Annotated in this window: 12 protein-coding genes; 1 reads left to right on the top strand and 11 read right to left on the bottom strand. The window is 40.1% G+C overall.

The window, feature by feature from the left end; all coding sequences use genetic code 11:
• Positions 1 to 8: 8 nt before the first annotated feature.
• From VRHSUH10_RS07620 to VRHSUH10_RS07590, 7 genes are all read right to left on the bottom strand, one after another.
• Positions 9 to 1,280, bottom strand: coding sequence for a putative porin (locus VRHSUH10_RS07620; RefSeq protein ID WP_105090082.1), 1,272 nt, complete (start codon positions 1,278 to 1,280; stop codon positions 9 to 11).
• 248 nt (positions 1,281 to 1,528) lie between these two features.
• Entirely contained in the window at positions 1,529 to 2,131 is a 603-nt protein-coding gene (locus tag VRHSUH10_RS07615; protein ID WP_105090081.1) for a hypothetical protein, read from the bottom strand.
• 320 nt (positions 2,132 to 2,451) lie between these two features.
• Positions 2,452 to 3,123, bottom strand: a complete 672-nt coding sequence (narI, locus tag VRHSUH10_RS07610; RefSeq protein WP_101928706.1) for a respiratory nitrate reductase subunit gamma — start codon at positions 3,121 to 3,123, stop codon at positions 2,452 to 2,454.
• Complete coding sequence (gene narJ, locus VRHSUH10_RS07605; RefSeq protein ID WP_105090080.1) at positions 3,120 to 3,644, bottom strand: nitrate reductase molybdenum cofactor assembly chaperone; 525 nt, start codon at positions 3,642 to 3,644, stop codon at positions 3,120 to 3,122. Before narJ ends, narI begins: the two co-directional genes overlap by 4 nt.
• Positions 3,644 to 5,071 (bottom strand): nitrate reductase subunit beta, encoded by a 1,428-nt coding sequence (gene narH, locus VRHSUH10_RS07600; RefSeq protein ID WP_105090079.1) that lies wholly within the window; start codon positions 5,069 to 5,071, stop codon positions 3,644 to 3,646. The genes narJ and narH overlap by 1 nt, the downstream gene beginning before the upstream one ends.
• A complete protein-coding gene (locus VRHSUH10_RS07595) occupies positions 5,061 to 8,735 on the bottom strand; it encodes a nitrate reductase subunit alpha (protein ID WP_105090078.1) in 3,675 nt (1,224 codons plus the stop codon). Before VRHSUH10_RS07595 ends, narH begins: the two co-directional genes overlap by 11 nt.
• A 71-nt stretch (positions 8,736 to 8,806) precedes the next feature.
• Entirely contained in the window at positions 8,807 to 9,493 is a 687-nt protein-coding gene (locus VRHSUH10_RS07590; RefSeq protein ID WP_105090077.1) for a Crp/Fnr family transcriptional regulator, read from the bottom strand.
• A 356-nt stretch (positions 9,494 to 9,849) separates the two neighbouring features.
• Here VRHSUH10_RS07590 and VRHSUH10_RS07585 point away from each other — a divergent pair, with 356 nt between their 5' ends.
• Positions 9,850 to 11,187: an MFS transporter gene (locus VRHSUH10_RS07585; RefSeq protein WP_105090076.1), complete on the top strand. Its 1,338-nt coding sequence runs from the start codon at positions 9,850 to 9,852 to the stop codon at positions 11,185 to 11,187.
• Positions 11,188 to 11,883: 696 nt separating this feature from the next.
• On the opposite strand, the gene hemQ is transcribed toward VRHSUH10_RS07585, so the two are convergent.
• The 4 genes from hemQ to hemE all read right to left on the bottom strand — a co-directional run bounded on the left by hemQ (position 11,884) and on the right by hemE (position 16,304).
• Complete coding sequence (gene hemQ, locus VRHSUH10_RS07580) at positions 11,884 to 12,615, bottom strand: hydrogen peroxide-dependent heme synthase (RefSeq protein ID WP_105090075.1); 732 nt, start codon at positions 12,613 to 12,615, stop codon at positions 11,884 to 11,886.
• Positions 12,616 to 12,737: 122 nt separating this feature from the next.
• Positions 12,738 to 14,360, bottom strand: coding sequence for a protoporphyrinogen oxidase (gene hemG, locus VRHSUH10_RS07575; protein ID WP_105090074.1), 1,623 nt, complete (start codon positions 14,358 to 14,360; stop codon positions 12,738 to 12,740).
• Positions 14,357 to 15,256: a ferrochelatase gene (gene hemH / locus VRHSUH10_RS07570; protein WP_105090073.1), complete on the bottom strand. Its 900-nt coding sequence runs from the start codon at positions 15,254 to 15,256 to the stop codon at positions 14,357 to 14,359. Before hemH ends, hemG begins: the two co-directional genes overlap by 4 nt.
• A 4-nt stretch (positions 15,257 to 15,260) precedes the next feature.
• Positions 15,261 to 16,304 (bottom strand): uroporphyrinogen decarboxylase, encoded by a 1,044-nt coding sequence (hemE, locus tag VRHSUH10_RS07565; protein WP_105090072.1) that lies wholly within the window; start codon positions 16,302 to 16,304, stop codon positions 15,261 to 15,263.
• Positions 16,305 to 16,461: the final 157 nt, after the last annotated feature.

Here is a 16,461-nt window from a genome sequence, read left to right as displayed (position 1 = left end):
ATTTGAAATTAGAATTTGAAGTTAAGGTCAGCACGGTAGTAATCATTTACACGATTGCCGTCTTGTGTTTTAGCATTAAAGCCATAGTATGCATTAATACCAATATTTTTCTCTGGTGCATAAGATGCACCTAATTGCCATGCTTTATAACCTTCATACCGTGTTTTCTTTAATAAATCATTAGATTCATATTTTTGCGTTTTAAATACAGGTGCATTTTTAGATTGATCAAAGTAATCTAAGCGGATAATCCAAGAGTTCTTCTTGTTAATTTTATAATCGCCCCATTTAACGCCTACGTTCCAAACGTCAGAATCACTTAAGCCAGATGCTTTTACCCACTCGCCATCAATACCGAATTTACCAACATTGTATTTAGCATTAAAGCCATATATATTATCGAATTCGTTATTTTTCTTGCCATTACCCATACGTACATTCGTTGTACCAACATGAGCAAACATACCGCCAAAGCTAAAGCGATCATTAACAGCTACATTGGCATTGATAAGACCTACATCACCATTATCAGCTTTACTAGTCTTAGCAAAACGGCCTGCTGTCATATAACCATACGCACCGTTTAATGTAACTTTTTTACCTACCTTAGATGTAGCACCTACACCATCAAAGTTAGAGCTATAAATCAAGCCGCCGCCAAATTTTTGAGTGTAACGACCTGCATCAACTACAACATTTTTACCGAACTTGTGCTCTACATATGCCAAATCCCAGTTAGCTTGAGCATCTTTAGAACTATCGCCTAACTCGATAGAACCTGTTGTAATACGAGCTTTTACAGATGTATTTTTGTTAACCTTTGCATCAAGACCTAAACGTACGCGGGCTGTGATTTTATCCTCGTAATCATAACCATCGATTCCCTCTTTACCGATGTAATTGATACGAGCATCACCAGTTACTTTAACATTACCAACACGGTCTTCCAATTTAGCTACACGAACGCCCAATGTATTTAATTCGTTGGAAAACTCATCGGCTAAGCGATTCAACATAGCTTGTTGTTCTGCATTGGCACGATCTTGATTAGCCATGCCTTTTGCAATCATTTGAGCCATTTCATAACGAGTAATGTTATTTTGACCTTTGAAAGTACCATCAGGATAACCATTGATAATACCAGCTGTAGCCAATTGATCTACGGCTTGGTATGCCCAGCTATTGGACGGAACATCGGAAAATGGGTTAACAGCAAAAGCTGTAGCCACACCCATCATGGCTGCTACTGCAAAAGCACTAGTCATTTTACGTTTAATCATAATAAACCTCACACAATAAATAATGATTAATAAAAAATGAAAAGACAATGAATTATATAGATATAATTATCATTATCATATTTAACATACAAATAATATCAACTTTCATTATGCAAGTAAATAGATAATGTATATCAATCTCACAATCATTTATACATCAAACTGATAATATAGAATATTGAATTCCTTAGAAAATCTAACGAAAAAATCCCTTCTGTATAATACAGAAGGGATTTGTAGGTATCTTATTATTTCTTTTTAAACATCAAATAGATGCAGTAAAGAACAAGACCGTATGTAATGATATCAAAGACTTGTAAGAATGGTACCATTTTAGAAATACGGTTAAAGCCATGAATATGGATATCTGCTGCAACGAGTGCTACAAGATTTAAACGATGAAGCCAAATCCCCACATTACGACCAGATGCTGTAACCTTTCTAAGTTTTGGAGTTAAAAAGGCAAGACCAGAGATAGTACCTATGCCGAAGGAAGTAAGGGCTACATAACCACCCCACCAACCAAGGATAGATTTAGCAGCTTTACCGAAATAGAGGTATAAATGGAACGCAATAACAGCCACAGTAGCAATACCCAATGCACGGTGCACCTTATACATATCACCTAAATTATAACGGCTTGTAAACCATTTAGGGCGAGTCGCTAAATAGGTCATAACAATCCATACACACCAAGGCACAAGGCCTGTATAAACTTTGTAGTTACCAAATGCACGACCACCGGCCATATAGCCCCATTCCAATAAACCGATCATAATTAAGGAGAATACAACAATCCATATAAAGATATGGTAAATACTTTTTTGCTGTTTTGTTTTCAATTGATCCATCATATACCTCTCTAAAATAATACCTAAAAAATTCAATCTATACGATATAGTTTATCATTTAAATCGAATTTTGTAGATTACTTATATTAGATAGATAGTATTTATTATAAGAATAATTCTAAATTAAATACCTATTACAGTAATTCTAACTGTATTACAATAAACAGATATATTCTATAGGAGAGTAAAATACAATCTAATACAGAATAGTAAATAAAAAGCCCCTTGTAGTCGTCAGCATAAGCTTTCAACAATACAAGGGGCTAGCGATTAATGTATCACACACTATGTAAAGGTATACAGATTAATCATCATCCTAATTATTTTTGATCACGTTTACGATATACGATGAACGGACGTGTTAGGTAGTTGAGCGGAACACTCAAGCAGTGTACCAAACGGCTGAATGGGAAGATAATAGCCACTACCATCCAAGCCAACATGTGGAATTTAAACATGAATGGTACCCCTTCCATCAAGGATGGATCAGGCATAAAGGATAATAGGCTACGGAACCAAGGGCCGATGGATACGCGGTAGTCAAAGAAGCCGGATGCATTAAGCAAAGTACCAGCCATACCACTGAAGATAGCTAATGTTAAGAACAAGTATAACCATTTATCAAGGCCAGATGTGTTAACTTTCATAGCAGGTACAGTGAAGCGGCGTTTCATCAAGAGCAAGAAGCCAACGATGAAAATGATACCAGCTACAGCACCCATATATAACGCACCTTCATGGTACATATGGTCATTAATACCAATAGCAGCAGTCCAAGCTTTAGGTACTAATACACCTACTACGTGACCGCCGATAACGCATAGCAAGCCAAAGTGGAACAAAGGATTAGCAATGCGTAATTGTTTTTTCTCTAAAAATTCACTCGATTTTGTAGTCCAATTTCTTTCAAAATAGAAGAAACGAACCAAGGTACCTACGATTAAGAAGGTGAATGCGATGTAAGGCAAAGCGCCCCAAAGGAATAGATTCATCGTGCACCGTCCTCCAATCCATTTGCAACAGACAAGATAATATCAAACAAGAATGCATAAGGCAGTTTAGCCTCGATTAAGCGTTCTCTAATGTATTCCAATTTTGGCTTACAATAGTCGTAAATTTCTTTTGATTTATCTTCATCGACAACGGCACAAAGTTCGAGAAGTGCAGGAATATAGTCTGGCATTTCTTTTGGTAAATCATAGTCGTTTTCGAGGAAGAAAGCTTTAAATTTTACGAGTTCTTCCGCTTGTTCCCCTGTACCTTGTAACTCATAGGTCGACAAATACATCGTTGTATTTTGACTAAAATCAAAGGTACGAACATATTGGTCTTCAAATTCTTTTTTATTAGATTCCTCTACATAGTCGAAGAATTCTAATAAACCTTGGCGAAGTTGAGGATGCCCAACGGATTGGGCGTCCTCTCTCCATTCTGGTAATTCGTTATACCATTGTTCATCAGGATAGCGTAGAAGAAATGACGCAATAAGAGCGATTTTCTGAGCATCCTTCATTATTGACATCCCCCTGTAGGGCAAGCAAATCCGCGGTTATGTTGCATTTCTAGGCGACCTTCGCGAGATACTTTCACATCAGATGGGATAACAAAGCGATCATTGTATTTGGACAATGCTAACAATTTGTACATAGCATACATTTGATCTTCTGTTAAATCTACCTTGTGTTCGATAGGACCGTCACCTGTTTCACGACGGCGCATGTATTCACGCATATCGAGAACACGTTGCAATGTACGTGCTAAGATTTCTGTGTTACCTGCTGTAAATAAATTAGCCAAGTATTGTACAGGCACGCGCATTTCGTGTGCATCTGGCAAGTATACATCAGATGTTACACGTTGCAAGATTGGGCTGAGTGGTGGCACATACCAAACCATTGGCAATGTACGGTACTCAGGATGCAATGGCAATGCCACGCCCCACTCTTTTACAAGTTTGTATACAGGAGATTTTTGAGCTGCTTTAATCCATGCTTCGGAAATACCTTCAGCACGAGCCGCTTTGATAACCTCAGGATCATGAGGATCCAAGATTAATTCAACTGTATTTTCGTAAATGTCTTGTTCATTTTTTGTAGCTGCCATTTCTTGAACTTTATCCATGTCGTAGAATACAACGCCTACATAGCGCATACGACCTACGCATGTTTCAGCACAGATTTGAGGCAAGCCATTTTCTAAACGTGGATAACAGAATACGCATTTTTCAGCTTTATTTGTTTCCCAGTTGTAGAAGATTTTTTTGTATGGGCAAGATGGAACACAGTGTCTCCAACCGCGGCATACATCTTGAGATACAAGAACTACACCATCCTCATCGCGTTTATAAATCGCACCGGATGGACATGCAGCTACGCATGCTGGGTTCAAGCAGTGGTTGCAAAGACGAGGCAAGTAACGCATGAATACTTCTTCGTAGTCAAATACGATATCGTCACCCATCTTAGTCAAGTTCACGTCGGAACGAGCATGTTGACCACCTGCTAAATCGTCATCCCAGTTAGGGCCCCAAGTAACTTCCATTTTTTGTTTAGTTACAAGGGAACGAGGACGAGCAACTGGTTGGTTGTTTTTACGACCACCATGAATTAATGTTTCATAGTCATATGTCCAAGGTTCGAAATAATCCTTCAATTCTGGTTGTTCAGGATGGAAGAATAATTTCATCAAACGGTTTGTTTTAGAACCTGTAGAAAGAGCCAATTTACCGGAGTTATCTAATGTCCAGCCGCCTTTCCATTTTTCTTGGTCTTCCCAATGACGTGGATAACCTACACCTGGGCGAGTTTCCACGTTATTGAAGTACATATATTCCGCGCCTTCGCGGTTCGTCCATGTATTTTTACAAGTGATAGAGCATGTATGACAACCCAAACACTTATCCAAATTTAGGACCATAGATACTTGAGCCTTAATCTTCAAGCCAATCTACCTCCTTCATTTTACGAGCCACAATTGTCATATCACGTTGGTTACCAGTTGGGCCATAGTAGTTAAAGCCATAGCTCAATTGGCCATAACCGCCGATCATGTGTGTCGGTTTCATGTGAATATGAGTTGGTGCATTATGCGTACCACCACGTTGTTTCTTAACTTGTGCGCCAGGAACGTTGATGTGACGGTCTTGGGAATGGTGCATATAGGAAATACCGCGAGGAATACGTGGGGAAACTACAGCACGAGCTGCAACGATACCATTTTTATTGAAAGCTTCTACCCAATCATTATCTTTAACGTCGATTTCTGCTGCATCGTCTTCGTTAAGCCAAATTGTTTGACCACCGCGGAACAACGTCAACATTTGTTGACTATCGAAATACATACTATGTGTAGACCACTTATGATGTGGTGTTAAGTATTTCAATGTGATTTCAGGAACGCCTTCTTGTTTGTAGTCACCTTGTACTGGTTTGTAGGACAATACAGGTTTGTACAACGCCATAGCTTCACCGTAATCGCGCATCATTTCATGATCGCAATAGAAGGATTGACGACCTGTTACGGTACGGAATGGTACCTTATCTTCTGTAGATGTTGTAAATGGAGAGTAACGACGGTTTTTATCGTTTTTACCAGTACTTGTTACAGAGCTAATGATGAAGCGTGGTTGGCGAACCATGTCATCGAAGGTAATTTTTTCTTGTTCACGACCTTTGGCATTCTTTTCAAGACCAGAAAGACCAGTTTTTTCTTCCATAGCTTTCCAAGAACGAACAGCCAATTTACCGTTTGTACAAGAGGATAATGTCAATACTGCATTACAAGCTTCCTTACATTCATAGATGCTTGGACGGCCATGAGAAATGAATTCTGGGTTATCAATTGTACCATTTTGTGCATACAATGTTTGGTATTCATCAGATACGTCCCATGCCATACCATGAGCACCCATTTTGTTTTCAATATTAGGTCCCAATGCAATATATTTTTCAAAGATTTGACTGTAATCGCGTTTTACATGAACGAGGTTCGGCATTGTTTTACCAGGAATTGGTTCACATTCGCCTTTGCTCCAGTCGAGAACTTTACCTTCTGGTTGTGCCACTTCACCTGGGCTGTCATGACCAAGAGGTACTGCTACGATATCTTCGTATTCTGTGAATCCAGACTCTTTCGCTACGCGAGATACTGTTTCAGCAAGGGTACGGAATGTATCCCAGTCAGATTTAGTTTCCCATGCGCAATCAACAGCTGCTTGGAATACGTGTACATATGGATGCATGTCTGTAGAAGACAAGTCTTCTTTTTCATACCATGTAGCCGCTGGGAATACGATATCGGAGTATAAACCTGTAGAAGCCATACGGAAGTCGATATCGATCAAAAGATCAAGCTTACCTGCTTCATCTGCTTCGCGCCATTTGATTTCTTCTGGTTTTACTGGTGCATCATCATCTTCAAGAACACCATGTTTTGTACCAAGTAAATGTTTCAAGAAATATTCATGACCTTTAGAGGAAGAACCGATAAGGTTTGCACGCCATACAAATAAGTTGCGTGGGTGGTTTTCTTTAGCCGCTGGATCTTCTACGCAGAATTGTAATTCTTTATTTTTCAATGCTTGCGCCACATATTGGTTAATTTCTGCTTCTGTACCAGCACCCGCTGCACGAGCATCATTAATCAATTCTTGGCTGCCTTTATTGAAAGTAGGATAAGATGGCAACCAGCCTAAACGTGCAGCCAATACGTTGTAGTCACCAGGGTGACGGTAACGAGGTTTAGCTAATTTAGATACGCGGTCTGCCAAATCGATGCAATCAGAACGATATTGTTCTGTAGCAAAGTAGAACCAAGATGTACCATTTTGTAAACGAGGCGCTTTACTCCAGTCGTTAGCTGTCATGATGCCGCCCCAGCCTTCAACAGGACGAAGTTTTTCTTGACCAACGTAGTGAGCCCAGCCACCACCGTTAACACCTTCTGTACCACAGAACATGATAAGGTTCAAGATTGTACGGTAAATGATATCCGCATGGTACCAGTGGTTGATACCACCGCCCATGATAATCATGGAGCGACCTTTAGTTTTTTCTGCATTATCTGCAAATTCACGAGCTGTAGCAATAGCGATATCTGCTTTTACGCCAGTGATTTTTTCTTGCCATGTAGGTGTATATGGAGTGTCATCAGTGTACGCTTTAGCCACTTCACCACCGATACCACGGTCGATACCGTAGTTAGCAAGAATGAGGTCATATACTGTAGTTACTTTTACAGGACCATCAACAGTTTGTACTGTAATCGTTGGAATAGCACGTTCAATAACGCCTTCGTGCTCTTCATCGCCAAAGTATGGCAACTTAACAACAGTCACATCTTCGCGTTGATCAAATACGGATAAACGAGGGTCGATTTTAGCACCTGTATCGCGGTTTTCAAGGCGCAAGTTCCATTTTTCAGGATGTGTATGACGTTCGCCCATCGTACCATTTGGGATGACGATTTCATTTGTTGTTTCATCGATCACTACCATTTGGAAGTCAGCGCCTTCCTCTTGGCGACCTAAGTCCTTAGCATTCAAGAAACGGCCTGGTTGTACAGTGCCATTGATGTCTTCAACGCGTACAAGGAATGGCATATCTGTGAATTCTTTAGCATACTCTTTGAAGTATGGAGTTTCTTTATCGATGTAATATTCTTTTAAGATTACGTGACCCATTGCCATAGCAAGAGCCGCATCAGTGCCGGCTTTTACATTAAGCCATGCGTCGGAAGAAGTTGTAGATTCCGCATAGTCAGGGGACACGGATACAACCTTAGTACCTTTGTAACGAACTTCTGTCAAGAAGTGAGCATCTGGCGTACGAGTCAATGGTACATTGGAACCCCAAGTCATGATGTAACCAGCATTGTACCAGTCACCAGATTCAGGAGTATCTGTTTGCTCACCCCAAACTTGAGGGCTAGAAGGTGGCAAATCGGCATACCAGTCATAGAAGGACAATGGTGTACCACCCATTAAGTTAAGGAAACGTGCACCTGCTGCATAAGACAACATGGACATCGCTGGAATTACAGAGAAGCCTGCGTTGCGGTCAGGGCCGTATGTTTTTGCTGTATATAATAAGGATGCAGCAGTAATTTCTGTTGCTTCATCCCATGTGGAGCGCACAAAGCCACCCATACCACGGGCAGATTTGTATTTTTTCGCTTTTTCAGGATCTTCTACGATAGATTTCCAAGCTTCAATTGGGTTCTTAGCATTCTTTTTCGCTTCTCTCCAAAGCTCAGCCAATTCACCGCGTACATACGGATATTTTACGCGCAATGGGCTATAGAGATACCAAGAGAATGTCGCACCACGAGGGCACCCACGTGGTTCGTAATCCGGCATATCATCTGGTGTTTCAGGGTAGTCAATAGCCTGATTTTCCCATGCAACAACACCATTTTTTACGTAAATATTCCAGCTACAAGAACCAGTACAGTTTACGCCATGCGTTGTGCGGACAACTTTATCGTAAGACCAACGGTCACGATAAAAATTTTCCCACTCGCGACCGCCATCTTCAGTTATTTGATGGCCGCTTGGAGATACGTTCTTCTTGCGAAGAAACTTAAACTTTTGAGACAACAAGCTCATCTCGTGTCCTCCTTCAAAACTACAAAAAAATCCCTTGTGCTAGCTGAGCTAACACAAGGGAGAGAATCCTGTTATTCGATATTACTAATATTAGGGTCTATATTATCAACCTCTAAATCAAGCAACCCGATTAAAGCGTCAAAATCACAGATTACTAGATGGTGTTTATCATAGGCTACATAGCCCAACTTACGCAACTCACTTAGCATGCGATTTAAACTTTCTCTTGATGTGGCAGCAAATTCAGCCAACTCTTGATTTGTTAGGGCGATATCGATAAAGATACCATCCTCGCGCTCTACACCATAACTATTGGCTAAGCGCAACAAGGTAGAATAAAATGCTCCCTTCTTGCCATATAGTAGCAAGTCTCGGTATTTTGCCTGTTGACGTCGCATATGTAATGTATAGATCTTCATCATTGCAATAGCCAATGAATGGTCTTTTGCAATAGCGTTCTCTAATACATCATAGCGAATGGAATAAACAGAGCAATCCTCCCGAGCGATGGCGTTGAACACATACGTTCTTGTGTTCTCCTCATACAACGGAACCTCACCAATTACATTATTCGGACCTACGAGACGCAACGCAAAAATGTGCCCACTAGATTCGAACTTCTTAATGCTCATTCTACCTTTTAACACTACGTAAAAGTGTTCTGCCTTGTCCCCCTCGTGGAAGAGAAAATCACCTTTTTTAAGATGGAGTTCCTCGCCCGGCAAAGCTAGTAATTGGTTAATTAAATTTTCATCCATACCTTCACTACTCCATTGTACTTTTAAAATAAAATCCATTAGTTATACTAATCTATTTATAGTAAAAGTACATGTATTATATACTTTTTTGTATATATAAGATTATTATAACTTATTAATTTCAGAATATGTGTGTTTTTCATCACATTCACAAAAAATTTTCCAATATATAATATATTTGTGATATAAGACATTGAAAATTTATGTGATACAATAATTATAACGCAGTTCTTTCAGTTAATCGAATATTTTCTATAGCTTTTATTATAGATTGCAATATTTATATACAAAGGACCCTATTTGTATCTTCCTTGTCTTCATTGCATGTATAGTTTTTCAGTAAGGAGAAGTTCAAAATGAGCGAACTAAAAATGCCTCAAGTAGGGGCAAGCCGTAGCGAAATTGTGGCTAATTGGCAACCAGAAAATCCAGAATTTTGGGAAAAGTTTGGTAAAAAAATTGCTAAACAAAACTTGGTTATCTCCACAATCGCACTAACACTTTCATTCTGCGTATGGTACTTGTGGGCAACCATTGCAGCACAACTTAACGGCGCAGGCTTTAATTTCACAACAGATCAATTATTTACATTAGCTGCCTTGCCAGGTCTTGTAGGTGCTACATTACGTTTTGTATATACCTATATGCCAGCATTGATTGGTGGTAAAAACTGGACATTTATCTCCACACTTATTTTATTAGTTCCTGTTGTATGGCTTGGATTTGCCGTTCAAGATACAACAACTTCTTATATGACATTCATGATCTTAACGGCCCTCATCGGTTTGGCAGGCGCCAACTTCTCGTCCTCCATGGCGTACATTGGCAACTTCTTCCCTAAATCCGAAAAAGGTACAGCTCTTGGTATCAACGGTGGCGTTGGTAACCTTGGTATTTCCGTAATCTACTTCTTAGCTCCATTCGCTATGGGTTCCGCTGCATTAGGTAGTGTATTTGGTGTAACACCAGCTATCATCAAAGGCAATGCAGTGTACCTTGCCAATGCTGCTTTCATGTGGATCGTACCACTCGTTGTTATCCTTGCATTGATGACACGTTTCATGGATAACTTACCATTAGAAAAACCAAATCCTAAAAACCTTGTACAAATCTTTGGTAACAAACACACTTGGGCGCTTACATTGTTATATACTTGTTCCTTCGGTGCCTTCTCTGGTTATGCAGCAGCACTTGGCCTATTAGTAGGTAAAGAATTCCCTGAAATTCCATTTGCTTCTATCGCATTCGTAGGCCCACTTGTAGCAGGTGCGCTTCGTCCTGTAGGTGGTTGGTTAGCCGATAAAATCAACAGCGGTACAAAAGTTACCTTTGTGAGCCTTCTCGGTTTATGTGCTACAACTGCATTGATTGCTGTTGGCGTAGATATGCACAACTTCCCATTCTTCTTTGCTATGTCCGTATTGACATTCGTATGCTGTGGCTTCGCAACTGGTGCTACATTCCGTATGATTCCTCACGTATTTGGCAATCCATTGCTTTCCTCTTTAATCACAGGCTTCGTAGCTGCCGTAGCTGCATACGGTGCATTCATTACACCTAAAATCTTCGGCTTTACATATTCCACATTCGGTAATATCTATCCAGCCTTCGCAGTATTGTTAGCCTTCAACATCGTAACTGTAGCAGTATGCTACTGGTTCTACGTACGTAAGGCAGCAAATATGAACGTATAATTTTCTGGAACAGAAAATTTACGTTCACTGGACCGTACAACAAAATATAATTCACTTTTCTTAACTAAGTGATAAAAGAAACCCCGTATCTCTCCTCCATACTTATCAGGTCTGCGGCCTAGGGCCTTGACCTCGTAAGTCGGATTGATGCGGGGTTTTCTTTTATGAAAATATAGTTATGGATAAGCTACTCAAACATAGTGAATTATATTTTACGCAGTACAAGACGTTAACAAATTTTCTGTTCAAAATTATAGCCTTCATTTCGAGGGAAGAAAAGGGACTGCTAGGCAGTCCCTTTTTTATCATTTAATTCATATATATCAATAAATAGTTACTTATTGTATCGTATATTTGTTCAGCTTATAATATTCTTAAGGTAGTCAGCGAGGTTGGGCCTCTCTTCGTTATAGAAGGGGGTGAGCTTATGAGTGACTTTGAACTTATTACAGTTATCATTGGAATAATGACGTTAGTCATTTCCTTTGGTGCACTTATAGCGCTTATTTGCCTCACAAAAAGCAAATAGCCCTCCGTTACCATGCGTAATTAGATAAACAGAAAGGCCATTTCCTAGATAATTAGTTTTTGAGATGCGCCTGACGTTCCTACTCGTCTGACTATCTATTTATATTATAGAGTTTAAGACATATATCGTCAAATTCGAATAAAGGGACTGCTAGGCAGTCCCTTTTATTATCCAAAGATTTCTTCTAGTAGTGCATCGTCGATGATGGTACCAACGTAGAAGTCGCTGAAGATGCCGTATTTTGCACTGGCTACTTCAAAGCGCATATCGTAAACGATTTTTTTGAATTGAATGTCGTCGTTACTGAAGATGGTAATACCCCATTCCCAGTCGTCTAGTCCACAGCCACCTGTAGTGAATTCAGATAAAACGTCTAAGTATGTTTTACCAAGTTCGCCGTGAGATTTCATTAACATACCACGTTCTTGAGGTGGTAGCATGAACCAGTTATCATCGCCTTCACGTTTTTTGCTCATGTTATAGAAGCAGATGTATTTATCGCGAGGTACATGAGGGTACAGTTTTTGATTAACTTCTTCTGTATCGAGTTTAGCTTTAACGTAAGCACTTACTTCTGTTACAGATGTATAGGAATATGTTTGAACTAATACACTTGCAATAGCAAGGCGACGGAATTTGCGTTCTACTTGTGCCAAGTATTCAAGGGATGGACCAAGGATCCATAGGATTAAGTCCCCTTTAGCGCCATTACAATCATAGAATGCATAGCTACCTTCTTCAGCTTGATGTTTAGCTTCAAGGTCTGCCAAAAATGCTTGTAATTCGTTGCGTGCTTCTGCTTTTTCTTCAGCTGTAAAGCAGTTCCATGCACTGAAATCCATGGCAAATACCATGTGTTGGCTATGCCAACCCTCTACTGTAGGGATTGCTTTTCCCATTGTGATCACTCCTAACTATGGTGATTATATAAAAATGATATATTTCTATTACTATAAGAATCGAAAAGACTCCATATATTATTATAGCATATGGAGTCTTTTCTTATAATTATTTATTAATATCAATTTTCATTACTATCCACAATAGACTGTACTAATTCTTTCGCCTGTTTTACACCATCAGGAATACCGATGCCATCAAATGGTGTACCAATGAGATGTAAATTTGGATAGTGTTTCGCCACATGTTCACGTACAGCCTTGATACCTGCACGATGGCCCACATTATATTGCGGCATACAATGAATGAGACGGTTAATACGAACCCATTCAGGTTGCGTAGAGAAACTCATAATACGTTGTATTTCCTTTACCGCTAATTCTGAAAGTTCCTCATCATTGAGATGCTCTACTACATCATTGCCAGGTTTACCAATAAAGACGCGCAATACGATTTTATCGTCAGGCGTTGTTTGAGGCCATTTTTGATTAAGAATAGTACACGCTGTAAGAGGTGTATCTGTATTACGTGTAATCAAAAGGCCAGAACCTTTTAAATCACCATTAAATGTAGCTTTATCAAAGGCCATGATAGCAATAGCGCAACTCGATTGTTCCATAGAACGCAAGAAATCAAAACCTTCGTCATCCTTAAACCATTGATTATATGTTGCCGGTGGTGTACAGATAATGACCTGATCTGTATGGGCAGTAACACTATTACCAGTGGTTTCCTTAACGAGACTAGATTCTACATCAGAACACTCATGACTAATTAACTGACCATTACAGTTACAATCCTCAAAATCTTGTTTTACGATGTCTAATGCATATTGACCATCAGTATAACGAATATCAGAGACTAATGCACTGGTATGTAGTGTTACATTGCTAGGCATGGCTTTAACGATGGCCGTAATAACGCTTTCAAGGCCACCTGTCAATTGACGGAACATGCCAGATTGAGCAGCAGTGCCCTTGCGGCTTGCCATATCCGCTTGTGCCTTAGCGGACTTCGCTTCATGACTTTCAAATTGACGGTCTGTCATAGTCCCTTTACCAGCACGCGGTACGTCACCTTCAGCAACAGCACCTTTAGCCGCTTTGGTAACCCCCGCTTTGGAGTGGCCCATCTTAGCAGCCATCATACCTTTTACCATATTCCCATATTTTTGTTCTACTTGAATAAAATGAGGGAATGTAGACAATAAACTGATTTTATAGATATCGCCACCATAGATACCAGCTAATAGTGGTTCGATGAGCTTATCCATCATTTCTTGTCCCAAATGGTATTTAAAGAAATGACCAATGGATACGTCACCATTTTTATCGAGCTGATAAGGCTTTTTAAAATAATCTAATCCAGCGCGTAATTTCCCAGGCCACGAAATGAGCGTTGCTTTCACAAAGGGCATCATTTCCGTTGGAATCCCCATAATGGAGCCACCTGGAATAGGATGTATGGAACCCTTGTCATATACAAAGGCTTGCCCTGTTTCATTCGATACAAGGGTATCACCTAAGCCGAGATCATAGATTAGGTCCGTCATTTCTGTTTTACGGCCTAAATACGAGTCGGGCCCTAGTTCCACTACGAAATCATCAACTCGTTGTGTTTGTATTTTCCCACCAAATCGTGGTGCTTGTTCGTAAAGAGTAATATTCCAGTCCGGCTTAGCATGACCTAAATAATAAGCCGCTGTCAATCCTGTTAGGCCACCGCCCACAATTGTTACATTCACGAATGAATCCTTTCTAATATTGCACTTGCCATAGCTTGTAAGAATGTTTCATTACAATTCGGCATCTGTGCACGCATATATACAGCGCCGCCCGCATCAACGAGTTCTTTACACTCCACATCATTATCGTACAACACCTCTACATGATTGCTGACAAAGCCAAATGGTACAAAGGCGATATGTATCGCACCATTACGTAGAGCTTGATTGATAGCCTCTTCTACGGTAGGACCTAACCATTGACCATGTGGAGCCGCGCTCTGCCATGCCACAGACCAATTAGATAAACCACAACGTTCTGCAATTTCTCGGGCGCTTTCCTCTAAGGCTAACGCATAAGAATCTCCATTATGACTATTAATAAGAGGTATACTATGAGCACTAAAAATTACAAATACATCGTTAGTATCATCGATACAATCCGAAACGGCTTTTACCCAATATTCCATAAACGATGGTTGATCCCACCAAGAGCGAATCACATCAAAGGTTACACCTTGATGGTTACCAATGGCAGCTTGTACTTGCTTCTCATAAGCCCCTGTACCAAGAGACGTAAAGAATGGAGCCGTTACGATAGCAACGATGTGTTCTACACCTTGTTGAACCAAACCATCTACTGCCTCAGCAATAGATGGTTTCATATGAAGGTAACCAATAGCTGATGGCATTGATGGCATCAACGAAAGAAGTGTTTTATATTGACGCTCTGCCATTGTTTGTAATTCTACATTAGACCATTGTCCAATTGCATCATAGCGACGTGTAAGATTAACCACTTCCGCCTCTGTAGGCACACGACCATGACGAATGCTCGTCATATATGGCACTAAATCATCCTTACTTGAAGGGCTACCATAGGATAAAAATAATAATCCTTTTTTCTCAATGTTCACTAGATTACCCCTCTTGAGCCCATAGTTCACGACTGCGTTCATGTACATAGTCTGTAAGCCAATGAAGCTTCTTAGGATCCGCTTCTGGGAATACGCCATGACCTAAGTTAAAGATATGGCGACCGTAACGAACACCATCAAGCAAAATACGATCTACTTCATGAGCTAATATTTTTTCATCGGCGAATAGATACGCTGGATCTAGATTACCTTGTACCGTTTGTGTTACACCACGCTCATTAGCCATAACGATGGAGCTACGCCAATCAAGAGCGATTACATCCAATGGCAAGTGAGACCAAATAGATACGAGATGATCGGTACCAACACCATTCATAGCCATAGGTAAATGCGGGTATCGTTCTTTTACAGTCTTGATAATGCGTTCCATATGAGGATAAATCCCTTGTTTGTATTGGTCCGCATTCACAGCACCTACCCAAGAGTCGAAAATTTGTAGAGCGTTCGCACCCGCTTCGGCTTGCATGGACAAGTACTCAATGGACATATCTGCTAACTTTGTCATCAATGCATTCCATACATCAGGCGCACCGATGAGCATGCCACGAGTCTTATTATAATTCTTTGTTGGTCCCCCTTCGATGAGGTATGACGCAATTGTAAATGGTGCGCCACAGAACCCAATGAGAGGTACGTCGAGCATGCCAGACGTTAACAGTGTAATGGTTTTTCCAATATAATCTACCTTTGTAGGATCAAAGGCATCTAATTTATCTACATCAGCCATGGAGCGAATCGGTGTATTAAACACAGGGCCCACACCAGCCTTGAGTTCTACCTTTACATTCATCCCCACCATAGGACTCATAATATCCTTGTAAAGAATTGCCGCATCAACGCCGTATTCTTTTACAGGCAGTTCCGTAACACGAGCACACAATTCAGGCTCTTTTGTAATTTCAAAGAGCGTATATTTTTCCTTAATTTTACGGTACTCCGCTTGGCTACGACCAGCTTGGCGCATATACCATACAGGTGTTACACCAGGGTTCTTCCCTTGGATCATATCTAAATATGCTGTATTCAAGTACTCAACCCCTTTCTTTCTAATTTATACTAACACACTATGATAACTAAAACAGTTACTTTAGTTACATCACATATATCATCACTATGAATATTCCCTGTGAAAGCTAAACACTTTCACAGGGGTTCAATTTAGTTACGACTTAATCAGTGGTAAT

Source organism: Veillonella sp. T11011-6 (assembly GCF_002959755.1).
Taxonomy (GTDB): Bacteria; Bacillota; Negativicutes; order Veillonellales; family Veillonellaceae; genus Veillonella.
This window is presented reverse-complemented; position numbering and strand designations above follow the sequence as displayed.